Annotated in this window: 20 protein-coding genes and 2 pseudogenes; 18 read left to right on the top strand and 4 right to left on the bottom strand. The window is 35.4% G+C overall.

Annotated elements, in window-relative coordinates; genetic code table 11:
- Positions 1-30 precede the first annotated feature (30 nt).
- The 3 genes from AB1284_RS24980 (at position 31) to AB1284_RS24970 (ending at position 1,719) form a co-directional block, all read left to right on the top strand.
- Entirely contained in the window at positions 31-276 is a 246-nt protein-coding gene (locus tag AB1284_RS24980) for a hypothetical protein (RefSeq protein ID WP_429761898.1), read from the top strand.
- A 65-nt stretch (positions 277-341) separates the two neighbouring features.
- On the top strand, positions 342-1,319 hold the full coding sequence (locus AB1284_RS24975; RefSeq protein WP_429761897.1) for a glycosyltransferase family 2 protein: 978 nt from the start codon (positions 342-344) through the stop codon (positions 1,317-1,319).
- Positions 1,306-1,719: a GtrA family protein gene (locus tag AB1284_RS24970; protein WP_429761896.1), complete on the top strand. Its 414-nt coding sequence runs from the start codon at positions 1,306-1,308 to the stop codon at positions 1,717-1,719. The genes AB1284_RS24975 and AB1284_RS24970 overlap by 14 nt, the downstream gene beginning before the upstream one ends.
- Before the next feature lie 244 nt (positions 1,720-1,963).
- Here the strand turns inward: AB1284_RS24970 and AB1284_RS24965 are convergent, their stop codons facing one another.
- The gene (locus tag AB1284_RS24965; RefSeq protein WP_429761895.1) at positions 1,964-2,671 is read right to left on the bottom strand and encodes an IS6 family transposase; all 708 of its coding nucleotides are present in this window, start codon (positions 2,669-2,671) and stop codon (positions 1,964-1,966) included.
- Between the two features lie 567 nt (positions 2,672-3,238).
- On the opposite strand from AB1284_RS24965, the gene AB1284_RS24960 reads away from it, so the two are divergent.
- Positions 3,239-4,405: a DUF418 domain-containing protein gene (locus AB1284_RS24960; RefSeq protein ID WP_429761894.1), complete on the top strand. Its 1,167-nt coding sequence runs from the start codon at positions 3,239-3,241 to the stop codon at positions 4,403-4,405.
- Between the two features lie 120 nt (positions 4,406-4,525).
- Here the strand turns inward: AB1284_RS24960 and AB1284_RS24955 are convergent.
- Positions 4,526-4,609, bottom strand: a pseudogene (locus AB1284_RS24955) (IS6 family transposase); the annotation flags it as partial.
- 147 nt (positions 4,610-4,756) lie between these two features.
- Here AB1284_RS24955 and AB1284_RS24950 point away from each other — a divergent pair.
- From AB1284_RS24950 to AB1284_RS24925, 6 genes are all read left to right on the top strand, one after another.
- Entirely contained in the window at positions 4,757-5,626 is an 870-nt protein-coding gene (locus AB1284_RS24950; RefSeq protein WP_429761893.1) for an alpha/beta fold hydrolase, read from the top strand.
- The gene (locus AB1284_RS24945) at positions 5,617-5,787 is read left to right on the top strand and encodes a Tn3 family transposase (protein ID WP_429762106.1); all 171 of its coding nucleotides are present in this window, start codon (positions 5,617-5,619) and stop codon (positions 5,785-5,787) included. Before AB1284_RS24950 ends, AB1284_RS24945 begins: the two co-directional genes overlap by 10 nt.
- 80 nt (positions 5,788-5,867) lie before the next feature.
- The gene (locus AB1284_RS24940; protein ID WP_429761892.1) at positions 5,868-7,298 is read left to right on the top strand and encodes an IS4 family transposase; all 1,431 of its coding nucleotides are present in this window, start codon (positions 5,868-5,870) and stop codon (positions 7,296-7,298) included.
- Positions 7,299-7,855: 557 nt separating this feature from the next.
- On the top strand, positions 7,856-8,284 hold the full coding sequence (locus tag AB1284_RS24935; protein ID WP_429761891.1) for a GNAT family N-acetyltransferase: 429 nt from the start codon (positions 7,856-7,858) through the stop codon (positions 8,282-8,284).
- Positions 8,285-8,589: 305 nt separating this feature from the next.
- The gene (locus tag AB1284_RS24930) at positions 8,590-9,729 is read left to right on the top strand and encodes a helix-turn-helix domain-containing protein (RefSeq protein ID WP_429761890.1); all 1,140 of its coding nucleotides are present in this window, start codon (positions 8,590-8,592) and stop codon (positions 9,727-9,729) included.
- Positions 9,713-10,480 (top strand): CPBP family intramembrane glutamic endopeptidase, encoded by a 768-nt coding sequence (locus tag AB1284_RS24925; protein WP_429761889.1) that lies wholly within the window; start codon positions 9,713-9,715, stop codon positions 10,478-10,480. The genes AB1284_RS24930 and AB1284_RS24925 overlap by 17 nt, the downstream gene beginning before the upstream one ends.
- Before the next feature lie 246 nt (positions 10,481-10,726).
- Here the strand turns inward: AB1284_RS24925 and AB1284_RS24920 are convergent, their stop codons facing one another.
- Positions 10,727-10,837 (bottom strand): hypothetical protein, encoded by a 111-nt coding sequence (locus AB1284_RS24920; protein ID WP_429762105.1) that lies wholly within the window; start codon positions 10,835-10,837, stop codon positions 10,727-10,729.
- Between the two features lie 63 nt (positions 10,838-10,900).
- Between AB1284_RS24920 and AB1284_RS24915 the strand changes: the two genes are divergently transcribed.
- The 4 genes and pseudogenes from AB1284_RS24915 (at position 10,901) to AB1284_RS24900 (ending at position 13,420) form a co-directional block, all read left to right on the top strand.
- Positions 10,901-11,629 (top strand): poly-gamma-glutamate hydrolase family protein, encoded by a 729-nt coding sequence (locus AB1284_RS24915; protein ID WP_429762104.1) that lies wholly within the window; start codon positions 10,901-10,903, stop codon positions 11,627-11,629.
- A gap of 18 nt (positions 11,630-11,647) precedes the next feature.
- Positions 11,648-11,890 (top strand): annotated as a pseudogene (locus AB1284_RS24910) (DDE-type integrase/transposase/recombinase); the annotation flags it as partial.
- A gap of 152 nt (positions 11,891-12,042) precedes the next feature.
- Positions 12,043-12,795 carry a quorum-quenching N-acyl homoserine lactonase AiiA gene (aiiA, locus tag AB1284_RS24905; protein WP_429761888.1) on the top strand — a complete coding sequence of 251 codons (753 nt, stop codon included), beginning with the start codon at positions 12,043-12,045 and terminating at the stop codon, positions 12,793-12,795.
- 424 nt (positions 12,796-13,219) lie between these two features.
- A complete protein-coding gene (locus AB1284_RS24900) occupies positions 13,220-13,420 on the top strand; it encodes a hypothetical protein (protein ID WP_429761887.1) in 201 nt (66 codons plus the stop codon).
- Positions 13,421-13,581: 161 nt separating this feature from the next.
- On the opposite strand, the gene AB1284_RS24895 is transcribed toward AB1284_RS24900, so the two are convergent.
- Positions 13,582-14,154 (bottom strand): recombinase family protein, encoded by a 573-nt coding sequence (locus AB1284_RS24895; protein WP_429761886.1) that lies wholly within the window; start codon positions 14,152-14,154, stop codon positions 13,582-13,584.
- A 517-nt stretch (positions 14,155-14,671) separates the two neighbouring features.
- On the opposite strand from AB1284_RS24895, the gene AB1284_RS24890 reads away from it, so the two are divergent.
- The 4 genes from AB1284_RS24890 to AB1284_RS24875 form a co-directional block, all read left to right on the top strand.
- Complete coding sequence (locus AB1284_RS24890) at positions 14,672-16,390, top strand: methyl-accepting chemotaxis protein (RefSeq protein WP_429761885.1); 1,719 nt, start codon at positions 14,672-14,674, stop codon at positions 16,388-16,390.
- A gap of 325 nt (positions 16,391-16,715) precedes the next feature.
- Positions 16,716-16,865 (top strand): aspartyl-phosphate phosphatase Spo0E family protein, encoded by a 150-nt coding sequence (locus tag AB1284_RS24885; protein WP_377881862.1) that lies wholly within the window; start codon positions 16,716-16,718, stop codon positions 16,863-16,865.
- 410 nt (positions 16,866-17,275) lie between these two features.
- On the top strand, positions 17,276-17,707 hold the full coding sequence (locus tag AB1284_RS24880) for an MHYT domain-containing protein (protein WP_429761884.1): 432 nt from the start codon (positions 17,276-17,278) through the stop codon (positions 17,705-17,707).
- Positions 17,641-17,847: MHYT domain-containing protein (locus tag AB1284_RS24875; protein ID WP_429761883.1), on the top strand; the 207-nt coding region annotated here is incomplete at its 3' end. The genes AB1284_RS24880 and AB1284_RS24875, both read left to right, overlap by 67 nt.

Here is a 17,847-nt window from a genome sequence, read left to right as displayed (position 1 = left end):
GCCTTTTTTAACAATTGTTGTGTTATGACAATGGGCGGGTTCTCAGGAGAAGACCCTGCACTTACGGTCGAAAAGCTTCAAAAAATGGTGGAAAATAATGAGATCAAATTCTTCTATATTTCAGATAACGATCCAGGTAGAGGCAATTCAGAGGTACTGACTTGGATTAAGGAGCACAGCACAAAGGTACCGACAAGCGAATGGCAAGGAAGCTCGTCCGAGTCGAATACAATGGGTATGGGCGGATCAGGTACGCTGTATCAAATTAATAAATAAAGGATTAGCAGGCGCGGCTCGCACCGACGAGCCGCTAGCTATGAAAAGATTAGGAGGGTTATCAGATGAATCAAACTGTTCGGTATTCCATTATTATTCCTGTCTATAATGAGGAAGCTGTTGTGGAGGAAACGTACCGCCGTTTAACAGGTGTAATGAAGTCGTTACAAGAGACATATGAGCTATTGTTCATCAACGATGGAAGCAAGGATCGTACAGCGGAAATTGTAGAGGGGATTTCAAAACGGGATCATAGTGTAAAGCTGTTTGACTTCTCACGCAATTTCGGGCATCAAATTGCAATTACAGCTGGCATGGACTACGCGCGGGGGGACGCGATTGTTATTATTGATGCGGATTTACAGGACCCACCTGAATTGATTCCTGACATGATCGAAAAGTGGAAGGACGGCTACGAGGTTGTGTACGCGAAGCGTTCGAAGCGAAAGGGAGAGACCTTATTCAAGAAATGGACTGCTGCTATATTTTACCGTACGCTCCGGTCATTAACTGAGATTGACATTCCGATTGATACAGGAGATTTTCGTTTAATGGACCGCCGCGTATGCGAAGCGATGCGCAGCGTTCGAGAAAAAAATCGCTTTGTTCGCGGGCTTGTCAGCTGGGTAGGCTTTCGCCAAACAGCAATCGAATACGAACGCGACGAGCGCTTTGCAGGAGAAACGAAATATCCGCTTAAAAAAATGCTGCGCTTCTCGATGGATGGGATTACATCATTTTCTCACAAGCCATTGAAGCTGGCGACATATCTTGGCTTTTTTATCTCGTTCTCGAGCTTTATCTATTTATTGGTATCAGTATGTCAAAGATTGTTTACAACGAACACGGTCTCTGGATGGACATCACTCATTGCCTGCGTGCTGCTGTTAAACGGGTTTATGCTTATTCTGCTCGGGATTCTTGGGGAGTATGTTGGCAGAATTTACGATGAAACGAAGGGACGGCCGCTTTACTTGCTGCGGAACAATCCGTATGCTGAAGTCTCTGCGCACAAAGAGGTGAGCGCAAGTGCTGGGCAATAAGCAAGGCGTTATTCAGTTTTTACGCTTTTGCATAGTAGGAGGAATGAATACGGCTATCGATTTTGCTACCTTTTTTCTTCTTCATTTCATAGGAGTACCATACACAGTAGCACAGGTACTATCGTATTCATGCGGGACAGCGAACAGCTTTTTCTTTAATAGAAAATGGACATTTGGTCTTACAAACGGTGTGAACATGCCGGAGATTGTCAAGTTTCTTGTCGTAAACGGAGCTTCTCTGCTGTGTTCGTTTGGCCTGCTGTTTCTCTTATACGACACGTATCAATTTAATCTTTGGATTAGTAAGCTGGTCGCAACGGGATTTGGTGTAGTTGTGAATTATATCAGCAGTCGGCTTTGGGTATTTACACAGAAAGAACAAACAAGGAGTGAGATGTAATGAAAGTGAAAAAGTCAATTTCCTTCGATAGGTTCTGGTGCAAAGATAATTTATAAAAAACGTAGGATATGAATTTTCTGCTAACTTACGGATTATGATACGATACCGAACAGCTTATCAATGAATTCTTTTCGATTTTGGGCAGATTTCATCCCTTTGATGAACCTGCTTCTTTTTAATGGTTCTGGTGCAAATACTTCAGGAGAGATATAAAGAGGCGAAAAGTTTCTTAGTGGAATCTATTTTATGCTGGAAGGCCGAATAGTTGATGAATGAGGTTTACTTGATTTCGGACAGACTTCTCCCCTTGGAGGGTTTGTCCTTTTTTCATCATATGCACGGCTTCTACTCCTGCAAGAATTTGTTTGGCAGTTCGAAAGGACTTTAATCCTAACATGGAACGAACTCGCTTTTTAATGAAGCGATGATCTTGTTCTACGATGTTATTAAGATATTTTATTTTCCTTATTTGGATGCCTAAAGGCATCTTTTTCTCCTTCTTCAGCTCTTCAATCGCCACAGGATAGGCGGGATTCTTATCAACGGTTATCACACGAGGTATTGAAACATGAAAAGACCGCAAGGCTTTCTTAAAGAATCGCTTTGCAGCCTTGTGGTCTCTTGTTTTACTTAGATAAAAATCAATGGTATTTCCTTCTGAATCAACTGCACGATACAGATACATCCACTGTCCTTTGACTTTGATATAGGTCTCATCCACTCGCCAAGAATCGTTGGTTTTCTTAAGATGACGACGAACTCTCTTGTCCAGCTCAGGACCATATTGATGAACCCAACGCATGATGGTTGTGTGAGCAATAGAGAAGCCTCGTTCTTCCATCATTTCCACCAAATCACGAAAACTGAGATTGTACCGTAGATACCATCTTACCGTTAATAAAATAATGTCAGGCTGATAATGTTTCCATTTAAACAAATTTTGCTTTTCCATACTGATCGTGCCCCTTTTTTAGAGTAATAGTATCAGTATGTCCAAGTTTTAGAGATTACTTGCAATTGTCCTGAAGTTTTTGCACCAGAACCAAAAATACAATGAATCCCTCATTTTTAATAATTCACAAAATTTTCAACTTTTAAAACCTTAATTGTTAATATTTGTTATATAATGAACTTGTCACATCAGTCATTAAGTAGTTTGCCTCTCGTATCTATTGAACTATGCCGTGTAACCTTTGCTTTCATTAAAACAAAAAGAACCTGTAGAGATTCCTACAAGTTCTTTTTGTTTTTTAAATTCAATACTAATAAAAATGTTGAATCATTATATATCATAGACTTCTTTTTAATTCAAAGTTGTTTTCAAGAAAACAGGTCACCCTCAAAACGAAAAAACGAACCGAATTCCCATGAACAACTATGAAGAGATAAAATTTTTGTTTTGGGGATACTTCAAAATCTTAACTTGATGGGCATGTATGGTGAGGCCTATAAGGTATTTTTTCAAATAAGGTAAGCATATGGTTAATAATGAAAAAATTAAGAAAACGGAGAGTGAAACATGAAAAGCAACAAACGAATTCGAAGCCTGGATATTTTACGGGGATTAGCAATTTTAGGAACCTTAGGAACAAACATTTGGATTTTTGCACATTTAGGGGATTTGAATTATATATTTACCTTTACTCATAACAAGTGGTGGTTATCGGGTGACGCCTTTTTACGAACTTTATTTTTAGCTTTAATTAATGGCAAATTGCTTGGCTTATTAGCCATCATGTTTGGCGTTGGGTTGGAATTAAAATATCAGCAATCGCAACGATTGAATCGTCCTTGGCCAGGAATATACATATGGATTTCCTTAATTCTACTTCTCGAAGGATTTCTGCACTTTACCTTGGTGCTGGAGTACGACATTTTGATGTCTTATGCAATGACCGCGATTATTGTCTCTCTTATCGTCAAAGCAGGAGAAAAAACGATGCGAATAACGATGATCAGTGCTGCAGTAATTCATGTCTTCTTTATATTAATTGTTTGCTTAGGTGTACTGGTACATCAAGTAAATAGTGAGTCATTTGCAACACCTCAAGAAATCACTAACCTTTATCAAATTGGATCGTGGTTGGAACAAGTTCAATACCGACTTAGTCATTTTTGGGATTTGCGAACAGAAGCAATCTTTGTTATTCCCTTTAATATTTTTCTATTTTTAACAGGTGTTCTGTTGATGAGAAAAGGAGCTTTTACGAATGATGATAACGGACGGAACATTCGTAAAAAGATGATGAAAATCGGATTATCTTTTGGCTTACCTCTAAATTTATTACTGTTTATTCCCGGAGGTTATTTTGATTTTCCAGTAAGGTATATATTTGCCCCGATTCTGTCGATTGGATACATGGGAGCAATTAGCTTGTTGGTTGAAAAATTCCATTCCTTTTCATTGTGGAGATTCCTAGAAAGAGCAGGTAAGATGTCCTTGAGCTGCTATGTATTACAGAATATTTTGTGTTCAGTTCTATTTTATGGTTGGGGCTTGGGGTTTGGTGGAAATCCTAGTTCGTTTACGGTCATTTCTGTCTGGATATTAATCTGTTTACTGCAGCTTTTCTTTGCTACTTTATGGTTAGGTTACTTTACCATGGGACCGATGGAAACAGCACGTAAGCATCTAGCTGACTTACTAATAAGAAAAAAAACATCGAGAAAAGATTTGCAGGCATAAGATTACATATATGATAACATTTTGATTCTGTTGCAAATATTTAGGAAAGATATAAAGAGACAAGGTTCTGTTGCAAAGTTTGAAAAAAGCATAAACAGGTTGGTAAATGAAGAACAATGTTTAAGAAGTAGCTAGTAATTGTTGAAATTCATTGTACGTTGAAAAGGCGGAGTCTCTTTGAAGACTTCGCTTTTGTTTATATAGGGGTCCCGATCCATCGCTATCAAGCTAATATTTTGAAGTACCCCCAAAATGAAAATTTTCTTTCTTAATAAAAAAATTCTTCTCAAAGGTTATGATTTACTGTAAAATTTCACCAAAATGATAGATAAAAATAAAGGAGAGTTCTAAATGATTGAAAAAGTTTTTAATACAGGATTTGTTAATCTAAATTATGCAGAAGGTGGTAATTCATCTAAACCACCTCTACTATTTCTTCATGCAGCTACTTCAAGATGGCAGTCATTTCAATCTATACTTCCTGAACTTGAGCAACATTGGCATTTATACGCAGTTGACTTACGCGGTCATGGTAAATCAGATAACATTAATTCAAATTACGTAATAGAAGATTATATTCCGGATATATCCTGTTTTATCAAATACTGTATTAAGGAGCCTGCAATTGTATTTGGTCATTCTCTTGGAGGAATGATCAGCATTTTGGTTTCAGCGCATCATCCAGACCTTGTTAAAGCATTAATTATTGGAGATTCCCCAATTTCATTAGAAGTTCTAAAAGAAGGTACTACAGAAGGCAATAGAGAAATGATGATTTTACAAAGAGACCTGGCAAAAACTAAATCAGTCGAATATATCCTTTCGGAATTAAAACAAAAGTTTTTAATCTCAATTCCAAATCAAAAAAACATGGTTCTTGCCTCTAAAGTATTGGGAGAAGATAATCCTTTATTTAATTTTATAGCAACAAGTTTAAGTCAAAATGATCCAGAGGTACTTACAGCTGTTCTTGAACGCTTTGATGAAACCTATGCTGAATATAAAATAGAGGGATTACTTCCTAAAATTCAATGTCCTGTTTTACTTCTTCAAAGCGATCCTAAATTTGGAGGGTTAATAAGAGACCAAGATGCTAAACAAGCATTACATCTCTTACCTAAAGCAACCCACATTAAAATTAACAATGTAGGTCATGCTTTACATATGCAAAACAAAGAGTCAGTTTTAAACGCTATTCTTCCTTTTATGGCATCGTTATAAAAATCGATGAGTTATTTACAAAACCAATTGATTGGAAAGTAATCGAAGATTATTATGAAGATATGTTACGTGTAATAATATCAATTAGGACAGAGCGTATTCACCCTTCTCCATCCTTAATAAACTCAGTGTATATAGGGATAGTGCCCCGTCGCTATTAAGCTAAAGAAATTAGTTACCTTCAAAACGAAAAAATGCGCTATTCTTTCTGTAGAATCATAGGAAAGGATGGCGTTTTTTTATGGACCTCTCGCTTTCTGAAGAATTACATCTATTCTCACAAGAATTACAACGCTGTCTATCTCCAGTAGTCCTACAAGACATCGCCAGACAAGTTGGCTTTGTAAAGCGATCTAGTAAATATCAAGCAAACGAACTTATTGCCCTTTGCGTATGGCTCAGTCAGGAAATCGCTAGCACATCACTTACACAATTATGCAGTCGGTTAGAAGCTTCCGCTGGGGTACTAATGAGCCCGGAAGGATTGAATCAACGCTTTAATCCAGCAGCTGTCGCATTTCTTCGAGAAGTCTTTACTTCTCTTCTCACACAAAAACTCTGTTCCAATCAATCGCTTTCTGCATACATGATGTCTATTTTCAATCGTATTCGTATTTTAGATGCGACGATGTTTCAGTTACCAGATACCCTCGCCACTGACTATCAAGGATCAGGTGGAAGTAGTAATACTGCAGGGGTGAAGATTCAACTTGAATACGATTTACTCAGTGGTCAATTTTTAAACGTACAGCTTGGGCCAGGAAAGAACAATGATAAAACATACGGTACCATTTGCCTTGAAACCGTTGAAAAAGGAGACCTATGTTTGCGTGATCTCGGTTACTTCGATTTAAGTGATTTACAAGCGATTCACGATAAAAAGGCTTACTATATCTCGAGGTTGAAGCTGAATACACGCATTTATATCAAGAACCCTGAGCCAAAATACTTCAACAATGGTACGTTAAAAAAGCAAACAGAATACATCCAACTTGATATGACACAAATGATGTCTAGTCTATCCCCTGGTGAAACGATGGAAATCCCCGAGGCATATATTGGCCAAAATCAGAAGCTTCCAGCACGTGTCATGATCCATCGTTTAACCGACGATCAAACACAAACACGTTTGAAAAATCAAGCAATACGTGAGAAGAAAAAGGGTATTATCATGAAGGATAAAAGTAAGCATTTGATGAGCATGAATGTATATATTACGAACACATCGCCAGAAGAAGTACCGACTAACTATGTGCATTCCTTGTATTCACTGCGTTGGCAAATAGAGATTTTGTTTAAAACATGGAAGTCGTTCTTTGAAATTGATGAGTGTAAGGGCATCAAAAAAGAACGTCTTGAATGCCATTTGTATGGTCAACTCATTGGCATTCTCATCTGTTCCTCTACGATGTTTCAAATGCGACAGTTTCTACTCGGAAAGCAGAAGCAAGAACTAAGCGAATACAAAGCAATTTATATGATTAAGGATTACTTGCCATTACTGTTCCAAGCAATGGCGGTTGACACAGATGAACTCTCAGCAATTCTGCATCGCCTCTATCAATTGCTTAAAAAGAATGGTCGTAAATGTCATCGTTACAAAAAAATGACCGTCTTCGATATTCTGGGTGTTGTCTATGAAACGACGGTGAATAAAAGACAAGTTGCCTAGCGGAAAAATCACATTCTCATAGGTTTATTTGGCATGTTTATTTTTCCAAAACTCATTAGTCACAGTACAAAAATCAAGGTGTAGCTAGGGTTTCTCACCGTTAGCTTGATGGGCATGGGGTCCCGACCGTAAAACGCGAATTTTGTACGCTAAGCAATTTTCGACATGAAATGCCCCATTTTTTCTACTCTAAGGGGTCCCGCCACATCGCTATCAAGCTAAAAAAACAAAATACCCCCTAAAATGAAAAAATACTGTAAAGTGATAATAAAGTTATTAAACTTAGATATAAAAAATACAAGAAATTTGCTACATTGTATCGTAATAAAGCTCCTTAAAGTTGTTTAATTTCTATCCTTTTAAAGGTATTTGTACTCAAAAATCAATAATAAAGTTATTGACTAAATAATAAATATTTAATATTGTAATTCATTTGAATAAATGTTTATTTGGAGGTTTTATTAATGAACATTTTAAGCTCGTGGCTATATAACATGAAAATCATAAAATACTTATTGGGAAGGAGTTGATAATTTAGAACTAAAGGAGAGATATTCATGATATATAAAAAAGCAAATCAGAAAGATTATGATACAATTTTGAATATATGGGAAGAGTCGGTTTTAGCTACTCATCACTTTTTAAGAGCTACCGATAGAGAAGAGTTTAAAAAAGAAATACCCTCATATTTCCCACATCTTAATGTCCAGTTATGGTATGAGAAAGAGGATTTAATTGGCTTTTCTGCTATAAATAAACAACACTTAGAAATGTTATTTTTAAAACCTAATAAAATAGGTAAAGGATACGGTAAAGCTATTATTAATTCTTTAATTAAAGACTTTGATATTACAACAGTTGATGTAAATAAAGACAATAAGAGTGCAACTAAATTCTATATTAATAATGGCTTTTTTATAGTAAATGAAACGGAAACAGATTCTTCTGGACGTCCATACCCTATACTAGAGCTAAAGTTAAAATAAGGTAAAGGTGGAAATCCTCCCTTATCTTTGATAATTGCACTAAACTGCGCGTTAGTCCAATAAGAATTAAACAACTTTATTGTAACTTAACAAAAACGCCATCCTTTCCTATGATTCTATAGAAAGAATAGCGTATTTTTTCATTTTAGGGGGAATTTTGTTTTGTTAGCTTGATAGCGATGTGGCAGGACCCAATTAAGAAAATTATTTTGAGTTTCCCTGCGGTTGATTTTATCAACGAAAATCAACTTTAAATCCATGGTTTGTGTGACAATAACCTGTATAATTATAACTGAGGTGATGAAATGAAAGAAATCAATATTGCTACAACACTTATCGCAAAGCGCAGGGAAAAAGGTATTACGCAGGATGAGCTGGCGGAATATATTGGTGTTACAAAAGCGTCTGTTTCAAAATGGGAAACCGGACAGAGTTATCCTGACATTACCTTTCTTCCTCAATTGGCTACATATTTCAATATCAGTATAGATGAATTGATAGGATACGCACCCCAAATGATGCAGGACGATATTAAAAAGCTGTATCACATGCTTGCGTCCGCTTTTGCTGAAAAGCCTTTTGATGAAGTGATTGTAGAGTGCAGGAATATCATAAAAAAATATTATTCCTGTTTTCCTCTTCTGCTTCAGATGGCGGTGCTGTTTGCCAACCACCATATGTTGGCGGCGGAGCCGGAAAAACAGACAGAAATTCTTGAGGAAGCTGTCAGCCTGTGCATTCGGATAAAAACAGAATGCGAGGATGTTTCGCTTGCCAAAGATGCAGTATCGTTGGAAGCTACCTGTTATCTTGTGTTACACAAACCGCAGGAGGTTTTGGATTTACTTGGTGAAACCATCCGTCCCCATTCTCCGGACGATGAAATAATAGCACAGGCGTATCAACTGATGGGAAATGTGAAAAGAGCCAATGAGGTCATGCAAATCAGTATGTATCAGCACCTGATGTCACTAGTTACAGGAATACCGTCTTATCTGTTGCTGAATGCACCAAGTGTAGAAAAAACGGAGGAAATATTACACCGTACTTTTGTCCTTGCAGATGCTTATGACCTGAATAAGTTACATCCTAATATGTTAGTAAAGGTATATTATACGGCTGCACAGGTGTATTGCATGCAGGAAAATCACGAAAAGGCATTGGATATGCTGCAAAAGTATTCGTCTGTCTGTACTTCGACTTTTTCTCTGTACGGTTTACATTTACATGGCGATTCCTATTTTGACGCTATTGATAACTGGTTCGAGGAATTCCAGCTTAGATCAAAGGCTGTCCGACACGAAGATACCATCAAAGCAAGTATGGTACTAGGTATTGTAGAAAATCCTACATTTGCTGTTTTGACGGAACTGCCGAGGTATAAGAGTATCGTTGGAACTTTAAAATTCAAATTGGGGATGAACGAACATGAAAAACACTTATAAGAGTGCATTGAAATTTTCACTTTGTATGTTACCAATCGGTATTATTGGTGGAGTGCTGACCGGAATATTTAGCATTACTACTTTGAATCAGGAAATGATAAATCAGATATTGGATAAGATGTCAAAAGAAGCATATATTCTAGTTTCAGGTATTCAGATTGGCATTTTATATGCTGGTATTATGGGGTTTTTTGGTTATATTTTAGCTGATAAGGTAAACTTGCTGAAAAAGTTTACCTTTACAAAAAAAAGTGTTCTGATTACTTTATTTATTGGCATTATGGGTGGTCTGTTTTTATTATCGGATTACTTCACTTTCGCCAAAGTGATTCCCGAAGTCGCGGCAACTTATAAGAAGGATAATTATTCGCTAGTCTATCTGGCAGTCTCGGTTATTTATGGTGGAGTACTAGAAGAAATTATGGTGAGATTATTTTTCATGTCATTGGCTGCTTTTATCTTGTGGAAACTGTTTGCTCGCAGCAAAGACAAAGAGAATATACCCGTATGGATATTTGTAGTTGCTAACATTGTATCAGCACTTTTGTTTGCAGCAGGGCATATTCCGGCAACGATTACGATGTTTGGTGGTCTGAACGCCCTTATTCTGCTACGCTGCTTCTTACTCAACGGCATTTTGGGAATGGTTTTTGGTTGGCTGTATCGGAAACTAGGATTGCAATATGCGATGATTGCACACGCTTTGTGTCATGTTATTCCTCATGTTATCCTTGTCTGCTTCTTACTTTAATAGGGGTCCCGCCCCATCGCTATCAAGCTAATATTTTGAAGTACCCCCAAAATGAAAATTTCCTTTTTCTACAGTTAGTTATTTGGAGAAGTCATCTCTTTTTTCGTTTTTGGGGTGTTTACTTTTCTTAAGTTGATAGGCATGTATGGCGACCCATAATATCATATGATTGAAGTTATGTTATAATGGTAGATGGATAAATATGTCAAATTATGCGAAAATAAGTTATAATTACTTTTGTGTGTATTAATCCTCATATAAAAAATAAGTGAATTTATGATTAAAAAACAAGCAATTGCACAACAGATAAAAATCAATGGTTTGTTTTTCGAAATCTACCACACCATAGAGATATATCCATTGCGATTTTACCTTGCTATACGTTCCATTGATTCTCCAGGAGTCATTTGTTTACTTGAGATGACCACGTATTCATTTTCCGAATTCAGGATCATACAAATGAAAGTTCAAATGAAAAGGGGAATTGAAATGAAAAAATTCATGTTAGCTCTGACATCTTTGTTCGCTGCTTCAGCATTCTCAGTGTCTACAGCTTCAGCCGCATCAGATGTATACGATAACTTTGAAGAATTGTCGGCGCATTACCAAAAAGGTATAGATTATACCATTGAAACCCAAGATATACCAAGTTCTGATACAATCATTCTAGCAATTCACGGTGGAAAAATCGAATCTGGAACTGACCAAATAGCAAAAAAAGTTGCCCTAGGTGATTACAGTTACTACATATTTAATGCTATAAAAGATGACGACTTTAAAAACGATGGGCGAAATGATTTGCATCTAACTTCTACCCATTATGACGACCCAATAGCTTTGAAAATGGTAGCACAAAAGAACAAAGTTGTTTCTATTCATGGTGCGGAAGGAACAGAAAAACTAGTTTACATGGGCGGACTTGATGTGAAATTAAAGGATAAGATTGAGGGAAAATTGTCCAGCGCAGGTTTCAGTACTGGTATACGTGACGATCTCAAGGGGACCAACCCGATGAATATCGTAAATAGGGGTAAAACTTTAAAAGGTGCACAATTGGAGATCACCGGTGCTTTGCGTACTGAACTTGAGAATGATAATTCTAAGATGGAGAAATTTGGTAATGCTATTCGATCAGCAATAGCCGAGTAAAAATGATAGTGATTTCCGTACAATTTAAGCTTTTGTAATTTCGTAGAAATGATGGAAGAGCAGGGACAATCTATCCCTCATACGATCATTATACGATGGATACATCAGTATGGTTCTGAATTGAACAAGCGGATACGTCGTCAATTAAAGAAAGTTAATGATTCTTGGTGAGTTGATGAAACGTATATCAAGGTAAAATCGCAATGGTTGTATCTCTATCGTACGATAAATTCCAAAGGTAATATAATTGATTTGGTTCTGGTGCAAAAATGTTAGTTAGAAACATAGAGTAACAACTTTCTCTTCATTTCGGGGTACTTTAAAATCTTAAGTTGATGGCAATGTGGTGCTACCCCTAATAAGCGAAATATTGTATTGTTTTATCCTAAATTATTTGTAAAGGTGGATACATAATGACAGTAAAGAAGCTTTATTTCGTCCCAGCAGGTCGTTGTATGTTGGATCATTCTTCAGTTAATAGTACACTTACACCGGGTAAACTATTAAACTTACCTGTTTGGTGTTATCTTTTGGAGACAGAAGAGGGACCTATTTTAGTAGATACAGGTATGCCAGAAAGTGCGCTTAATAATGAGAATCTTTTTAAAGGTACATTTGTTGAAGGTCAAATTTTACCTAAAATGAATGAGAACGATAGGATCGTAAATATTTTAAAGCGTGCCGGATATGGGCTAGAAGATCTTCTTTATGTCATTAGTTCTCACTTGCATTTTGATCATGCAGGAGGAAATGGCGTTTTTACAAATACACCAATTATTGTACAGCGTGCTGAATATGAGGCAGCACTCCACAGAGAGGAATATTTGAAAGAATGTATATTGCCGAATTTAAACTATAAAATCATTGAAGGGGATTATGAAGTAGTGCCAGGTGTTCAATTAATATATACACCGGGACATACACCAGGGCATCAGTCATTATTAATTGAGACGGAAAAATCAGGTCCAGTGTTACTAACTATTGATGCATCATATACGAAAGAAAACTTTGAAGATGAAGTACCGTTTGCTGGATTTGATCCGGATTTAGCTTTATCTTCAATAAAACGTTTAAAAGATGTTGTTAGGAAAGAAAATCCGATTATTTTCTTTGGACATGATATGGAGCAAGAAAAGGGCTGTAAAGTGTTCCCAGATTATTTGTGATATTGCATATAAAAAGTCATGGGCTCGTTAGCTCATGACTTTTTATCGTGGGGGTAGCACCACACATCCATCAACTTAAGATTCACTTTTGTATAAAAATTAAGGTTTTCTAAGTAGTTTTTCATTGCCTTTATATATGTTTTAAAAGTACGCATACTTGGAACAGCTTTAAAAATAAGCATTATTCGAAAAAAATGAACTGCTAAAAATAATTGAAATAAGCAAAGTTGTAGAAATTAGTATTTTAAACCACAAAGGCTCTTTTAAGAATTGTTTAATCATAAATTTTATCCAATGCATAAAGGTATAACTCCCTTCAAGAAACTTTTATTTCTAAATTAAGAATATGGTTAGTACTAAGATCTATTGTATAATTTGATTTATTCAGTGTTGTATTAGAAGGATAAAGGAGATATTAAACACTATGAAAAAATTTTTTAACTGGAAACAGTCAAAAAAGGGGCTTGTGTCCTTTGGCACTGCATTAGGGTTGGCTTTTGCTGTTTTTGATCCTGCGGTAAATAAACCTGAATCCAAACAAATGCTTCAGTTAAAAGAAAATACAGATGATGATTGCACTGATGAAAAAAATATCCTAGTAGATATAAATGACCCTGTACAATAATAAAAATAGCACTAGTTAACTATTTAAGAATTGACCTTGGTCGATTCTTTTTTTTTATTATTTCATGTGTGGCAAAAACGCCACACATGGGGTACGGAAACGATTCAAAGAATAACCCGCCACATCTGAAAATTTTTCCAATTTAGGTGGGTGTGTTTTTCTTATATTTTTCCTTGTAGATTCCTATATAAAGAAGATCTTGAAACATTGGTAATTTCACAAATTTGTTTTACTGTCATATTTCCTTCTTCATACAGCTTAAGTGCATAATTCATTCCAGCATGCTTTTCATGATACTTTTTAACTCTTCCTTGATACTTTCCTTCTTTTTTTGCAAGGTCTATTCCTTCTCGTTGACGCATTCGAATTAAGTCCCGTTCTAATTGGTTTACTCCACCCATAACCGTCATCAAAAAGTGACTATATGGATTTTCTTCAGATAGATCCAACCAAGTATCCTTTAATGATTTTAAATTTGCCTTTTTGTTTTTTATGTAGTCAACTAATTCAAATAAGTCCCGTGTACTACGAGTAATTCGAGTTAAGTCCGTTACATAAACTGTATCGCCTTCTCTCAGGTCGTTTAACATATTTTGAAGTTCTGGTCTGTCTTGTGTAGCACCTGACACTTTTTCTTCATATATAATATCCACTTCAATTTCCTTCATTTGTTGTAATTGTCGCTTAGGATTCTGATCAACAGAACTTACTCGTACATAACCTATTTTTCTCATATTCTACTCTCCTATTTTGAAACAAGTCATATGGGACACTCTGAAGGGTTCTGGTGCAAAAAACATTTGATAGGGACATAGAACCTATATAGACTGTTCAATGACAGTTTATGATGCAATTTCAAACAATTTATGTATGAATCTAACTTCATTTTGGGCAGGCTTTACCCGTGGGTGAACTATGCCCAAAATGAGGTTGAAGTCATTCATAAGTTATTTAGGTTAGCTGCTTAACTTCAAGGTTAATGGGATATTGCTATTCTATGGTTCTAGCGAATTATTTTTGCACCAAAACCTCTTTTACTATGTATAAATCGTAATAAGTTAAGATTTCCTTAATCTATTACCGAGATAGTGACACATCCTATAATTATTCTCTTCTCGATTAACAGCTTTACTAATTTAAATTATTCAAAACCCAACAAATAACGACATTTTATAAAAATATGTCGTTATTTGTTGGGTTTTATTATAAGATATAAAACGTAATATTAAGATTTAAAGGGAGTGTGGTTGAATGTCCGTTCTAAAAAACAGCAAAATTGGTACGAAGTTGAATACATTAATGATTACAGCTAGTGTCGCATGTATTCTCTTATCCATTATAGGGGTTATCTCTTTAAAAAAAACAGGAGAAGCTTCTGCAGATATGTATGCCAACAGATTACTTCCAATTTTTTGGATACAATCTGTAGAATCTAATTTCTACGACGCTAATAGTAAATTTATGGAACTTATGGTTACAACTGATGAAAAAAGAAACAAAGAATTAGCAAATAATATAGCCGAACTACGTAAGGAAAATGATGAGTTATTAAGACACTATGAGTCTAAGATCAACTCACAAGAAGAAAAGCAATTATATGAGAATTTCCAAAAAAACTTTCAAGAGTTTGAAACTCGAATGAAAGAAGCACAAGATTTAGCATTAACCAATGACAATGAAGGAGCTTATGCTTATTATTTAAAAAACACTGAGCCTGCTATGCACAATGCAATTAATTCTATTCAAGAACTTGTGAACTATAATAATAGCCAGGCAGAAAAATTACAAAAAAATAATACGAACAGTGCACATACTACAATACTGATGTTTATTATGATTTCCGTTATTGCAACTGCAATTATTATATGTATTGGATATATCATTAAAATAGCGATTAAACGTCCGATTACTTTATTACAACATGATATGAAAGAAGTAGCAGCTGGGAATTTAGTAGTACGTACTTCTTATGAAGCAAATGATGAATTAGGAAATATCGTTACTTCTTTTAATGATATGTTAGACAATTTGGAACAACTAATTGAGAAGATAAAGGTAACAACACACGAGGTTACTTCTTCGACTGATCGTATGTTGCAAAATACAAAACAAGCATCTCAAATCTCTAACGAAGCTGTTCAAACGATTCATGAAGTAAACAAACAAATAGTAGGACAAGTTACGAGTATTCAAGAAAGTTCAACAGCAATGAGTGATGTAGCAAATGGAGTGCAAACAGTAGCTGAATCTGCATCAACTGTTGCTGAAGTGTCTGTTATTACAACAGATCGTGTGGATAGCGGTAGTGAAGTAATCAAGCAATCTATTACTCAAATGAATAATGTACATAAAGCTGTGGAAGAAACATCTACAATGATAGAGCGTCTTGTGATGCGTACACAAGACATAGATAAAGCTTTAGATGCGATTACGAATATCGCCGAACAAACAAACTTGCTTGCTTTAAATGCTGCAATTGAAGCAGCGCGTGCAGGGGAAAATGGAAAAGGTTTTGCAGTTGTTGCAGCTGAAGTGCGAGAATTAGCTGAACAATCAAAGCAATCCGCACATGAAATTAATGATTTAATTAAAGCAATTCAACAAGATACAAAAGATACCGTTCAAATTATGAGAAAAGGTCAAGAAGAAGCGGAACAAGGAAGAAATGCTGCTAATGAAGCAGACGAGGCCTTTTCAGCAATCATGACAGACATTCATAAAATAACACGTCAAATCCAAGAAGTATCAGCTACAACAGAAGAAATGTCTGCTGGAACTGAAGAAATTAACGCTTCCCTATCAGTAGTATCAGAAACTTCTACAAACGTAGCGAAAGATACAAATCAAACCGTACAAGCTATTCAAACACAAGCATCATCCATTACAGAAATAATAAATCAATCTATGCAAATAAAAAGAAAAATTGAAGAATTAGAAAGGTTAATTTCACAATTTAAAATTAAAGAATAAAAATTATTTATAAAGGTGGAATTATTAGTTCCACCTTTTATTAACGGGGTAGAAACACCTCACCATCAACTTAAGAAATTGGTTGCTCCCCAAAACGAAAAAACGAGTTGAATTCTCATAAATAACTGCAAAATAATATAAACTTCGTTTTGGGGATACTTCAAAATATTAGCTTGATGGGCATGCGGCTGTGCCCAAAATTTATTCAAACTTTTAGGTTTATTACCTTTGAAAAATCCAATTTGTATTGTATCATCTTTATTAGTTTTGTTTTTTTATTTGAATGTTTTTCCGATTAATTCAATAGGTATAGAGGAGATTATAGATGGAATTAACAAAGCTACATAGTGTGATAGAAGATAAAAGGAACGAATTAATTCAATTCGTTATCGAATATGGTATCAACCATAAAAAGGTACTTACATTAAGTCGAGAATTAGATTGTTTAATTTTTAAGTTCATGAAAGGACAATGAAGAATTTTTTCATGAGATTTATACTTATTATATTTTGGAGTGGTGTACACATTTTAACCTTTTTATACCCTAAAAAATTCTCAAAACTCGATATTACTTATTTTAATTGAGATTTTGATTTAGAGATGAGTTTTGAGGCATATTTTGAGCTATTTACATCCTATTTTAGATTTAATTTCCTTTGTCTCAAATACCACTGTTTTTGAGACTAAATAAATCACTTAGAGTAGTAAAATCAACGTTTTTTTGTGTCGAAATTTGTTTAACATATGTTTTCGTTAAAATGTGGACGGGACCCCTATTTAGAGTTAAAAATAACTAATAAACAATATATAGGGATTATTAATAATACATCTTAAATTCCGGTTATTTTAAATCATTTATTATTCGATACCGAAAAGGAGCATTATATGGAAATGATCTCTAGTACTTATAATTTACCCCTTGTTGTTCTTTCTATTATTATCGCAATTGTGGATTCATTTGTTGCATTAAATATAGGGGTTCGCATCCATTTATCAAAAGGTACGGCTCGCAACATTTGGTTATTTAGCGGAGCATTTGCAATGGGGATGGGAATATGGTCTATGCATTTTGTAGCCATGCTTGCCTTTCATTTATCAATTCCTGTAACCTATAATGTAACTTTGGTCATTGTATCCATTATCCCTGCTATTATTTCATCCTGGTTAGCTTTATATATAGTGGGTAAACCTTCTGTGAGCATAACCCAGATGATTATGGGAACTCTTTTCATGGGACGGGTATTGTCTCTATGCATTATATCGGGATGGAGGCAATGGAGATGGCTGCAAAAATTGTATATAATTCTCTTCTACTAACTCTTTCTGCCATTATCGCTTTTGTTAGCTCTTTCATTGCTTTATACCTTTTACTTTCACTACGTCAGGATTCCAACACAACGGGATATCAGATAAGAAAGATTAGTAGTAGTATTATCATAGGTATCGCTATATCAGGC

It is taken from the genome of Bacillus sp. S2(2024) (genome assembly GCF_050474045.1).
In the GTDB taxonomy this organism is placed as follows: Bacteria; Bacillota; Bacilli; order Bacillales; family Bacillaceae_G; genus Bacillus_A; species Bacillus_A yunxiaonensis.
Note: the sequence above shows the minus strand (reverse complement) of the source record. Positions and strands in the feature narration are given on the sequence as shown.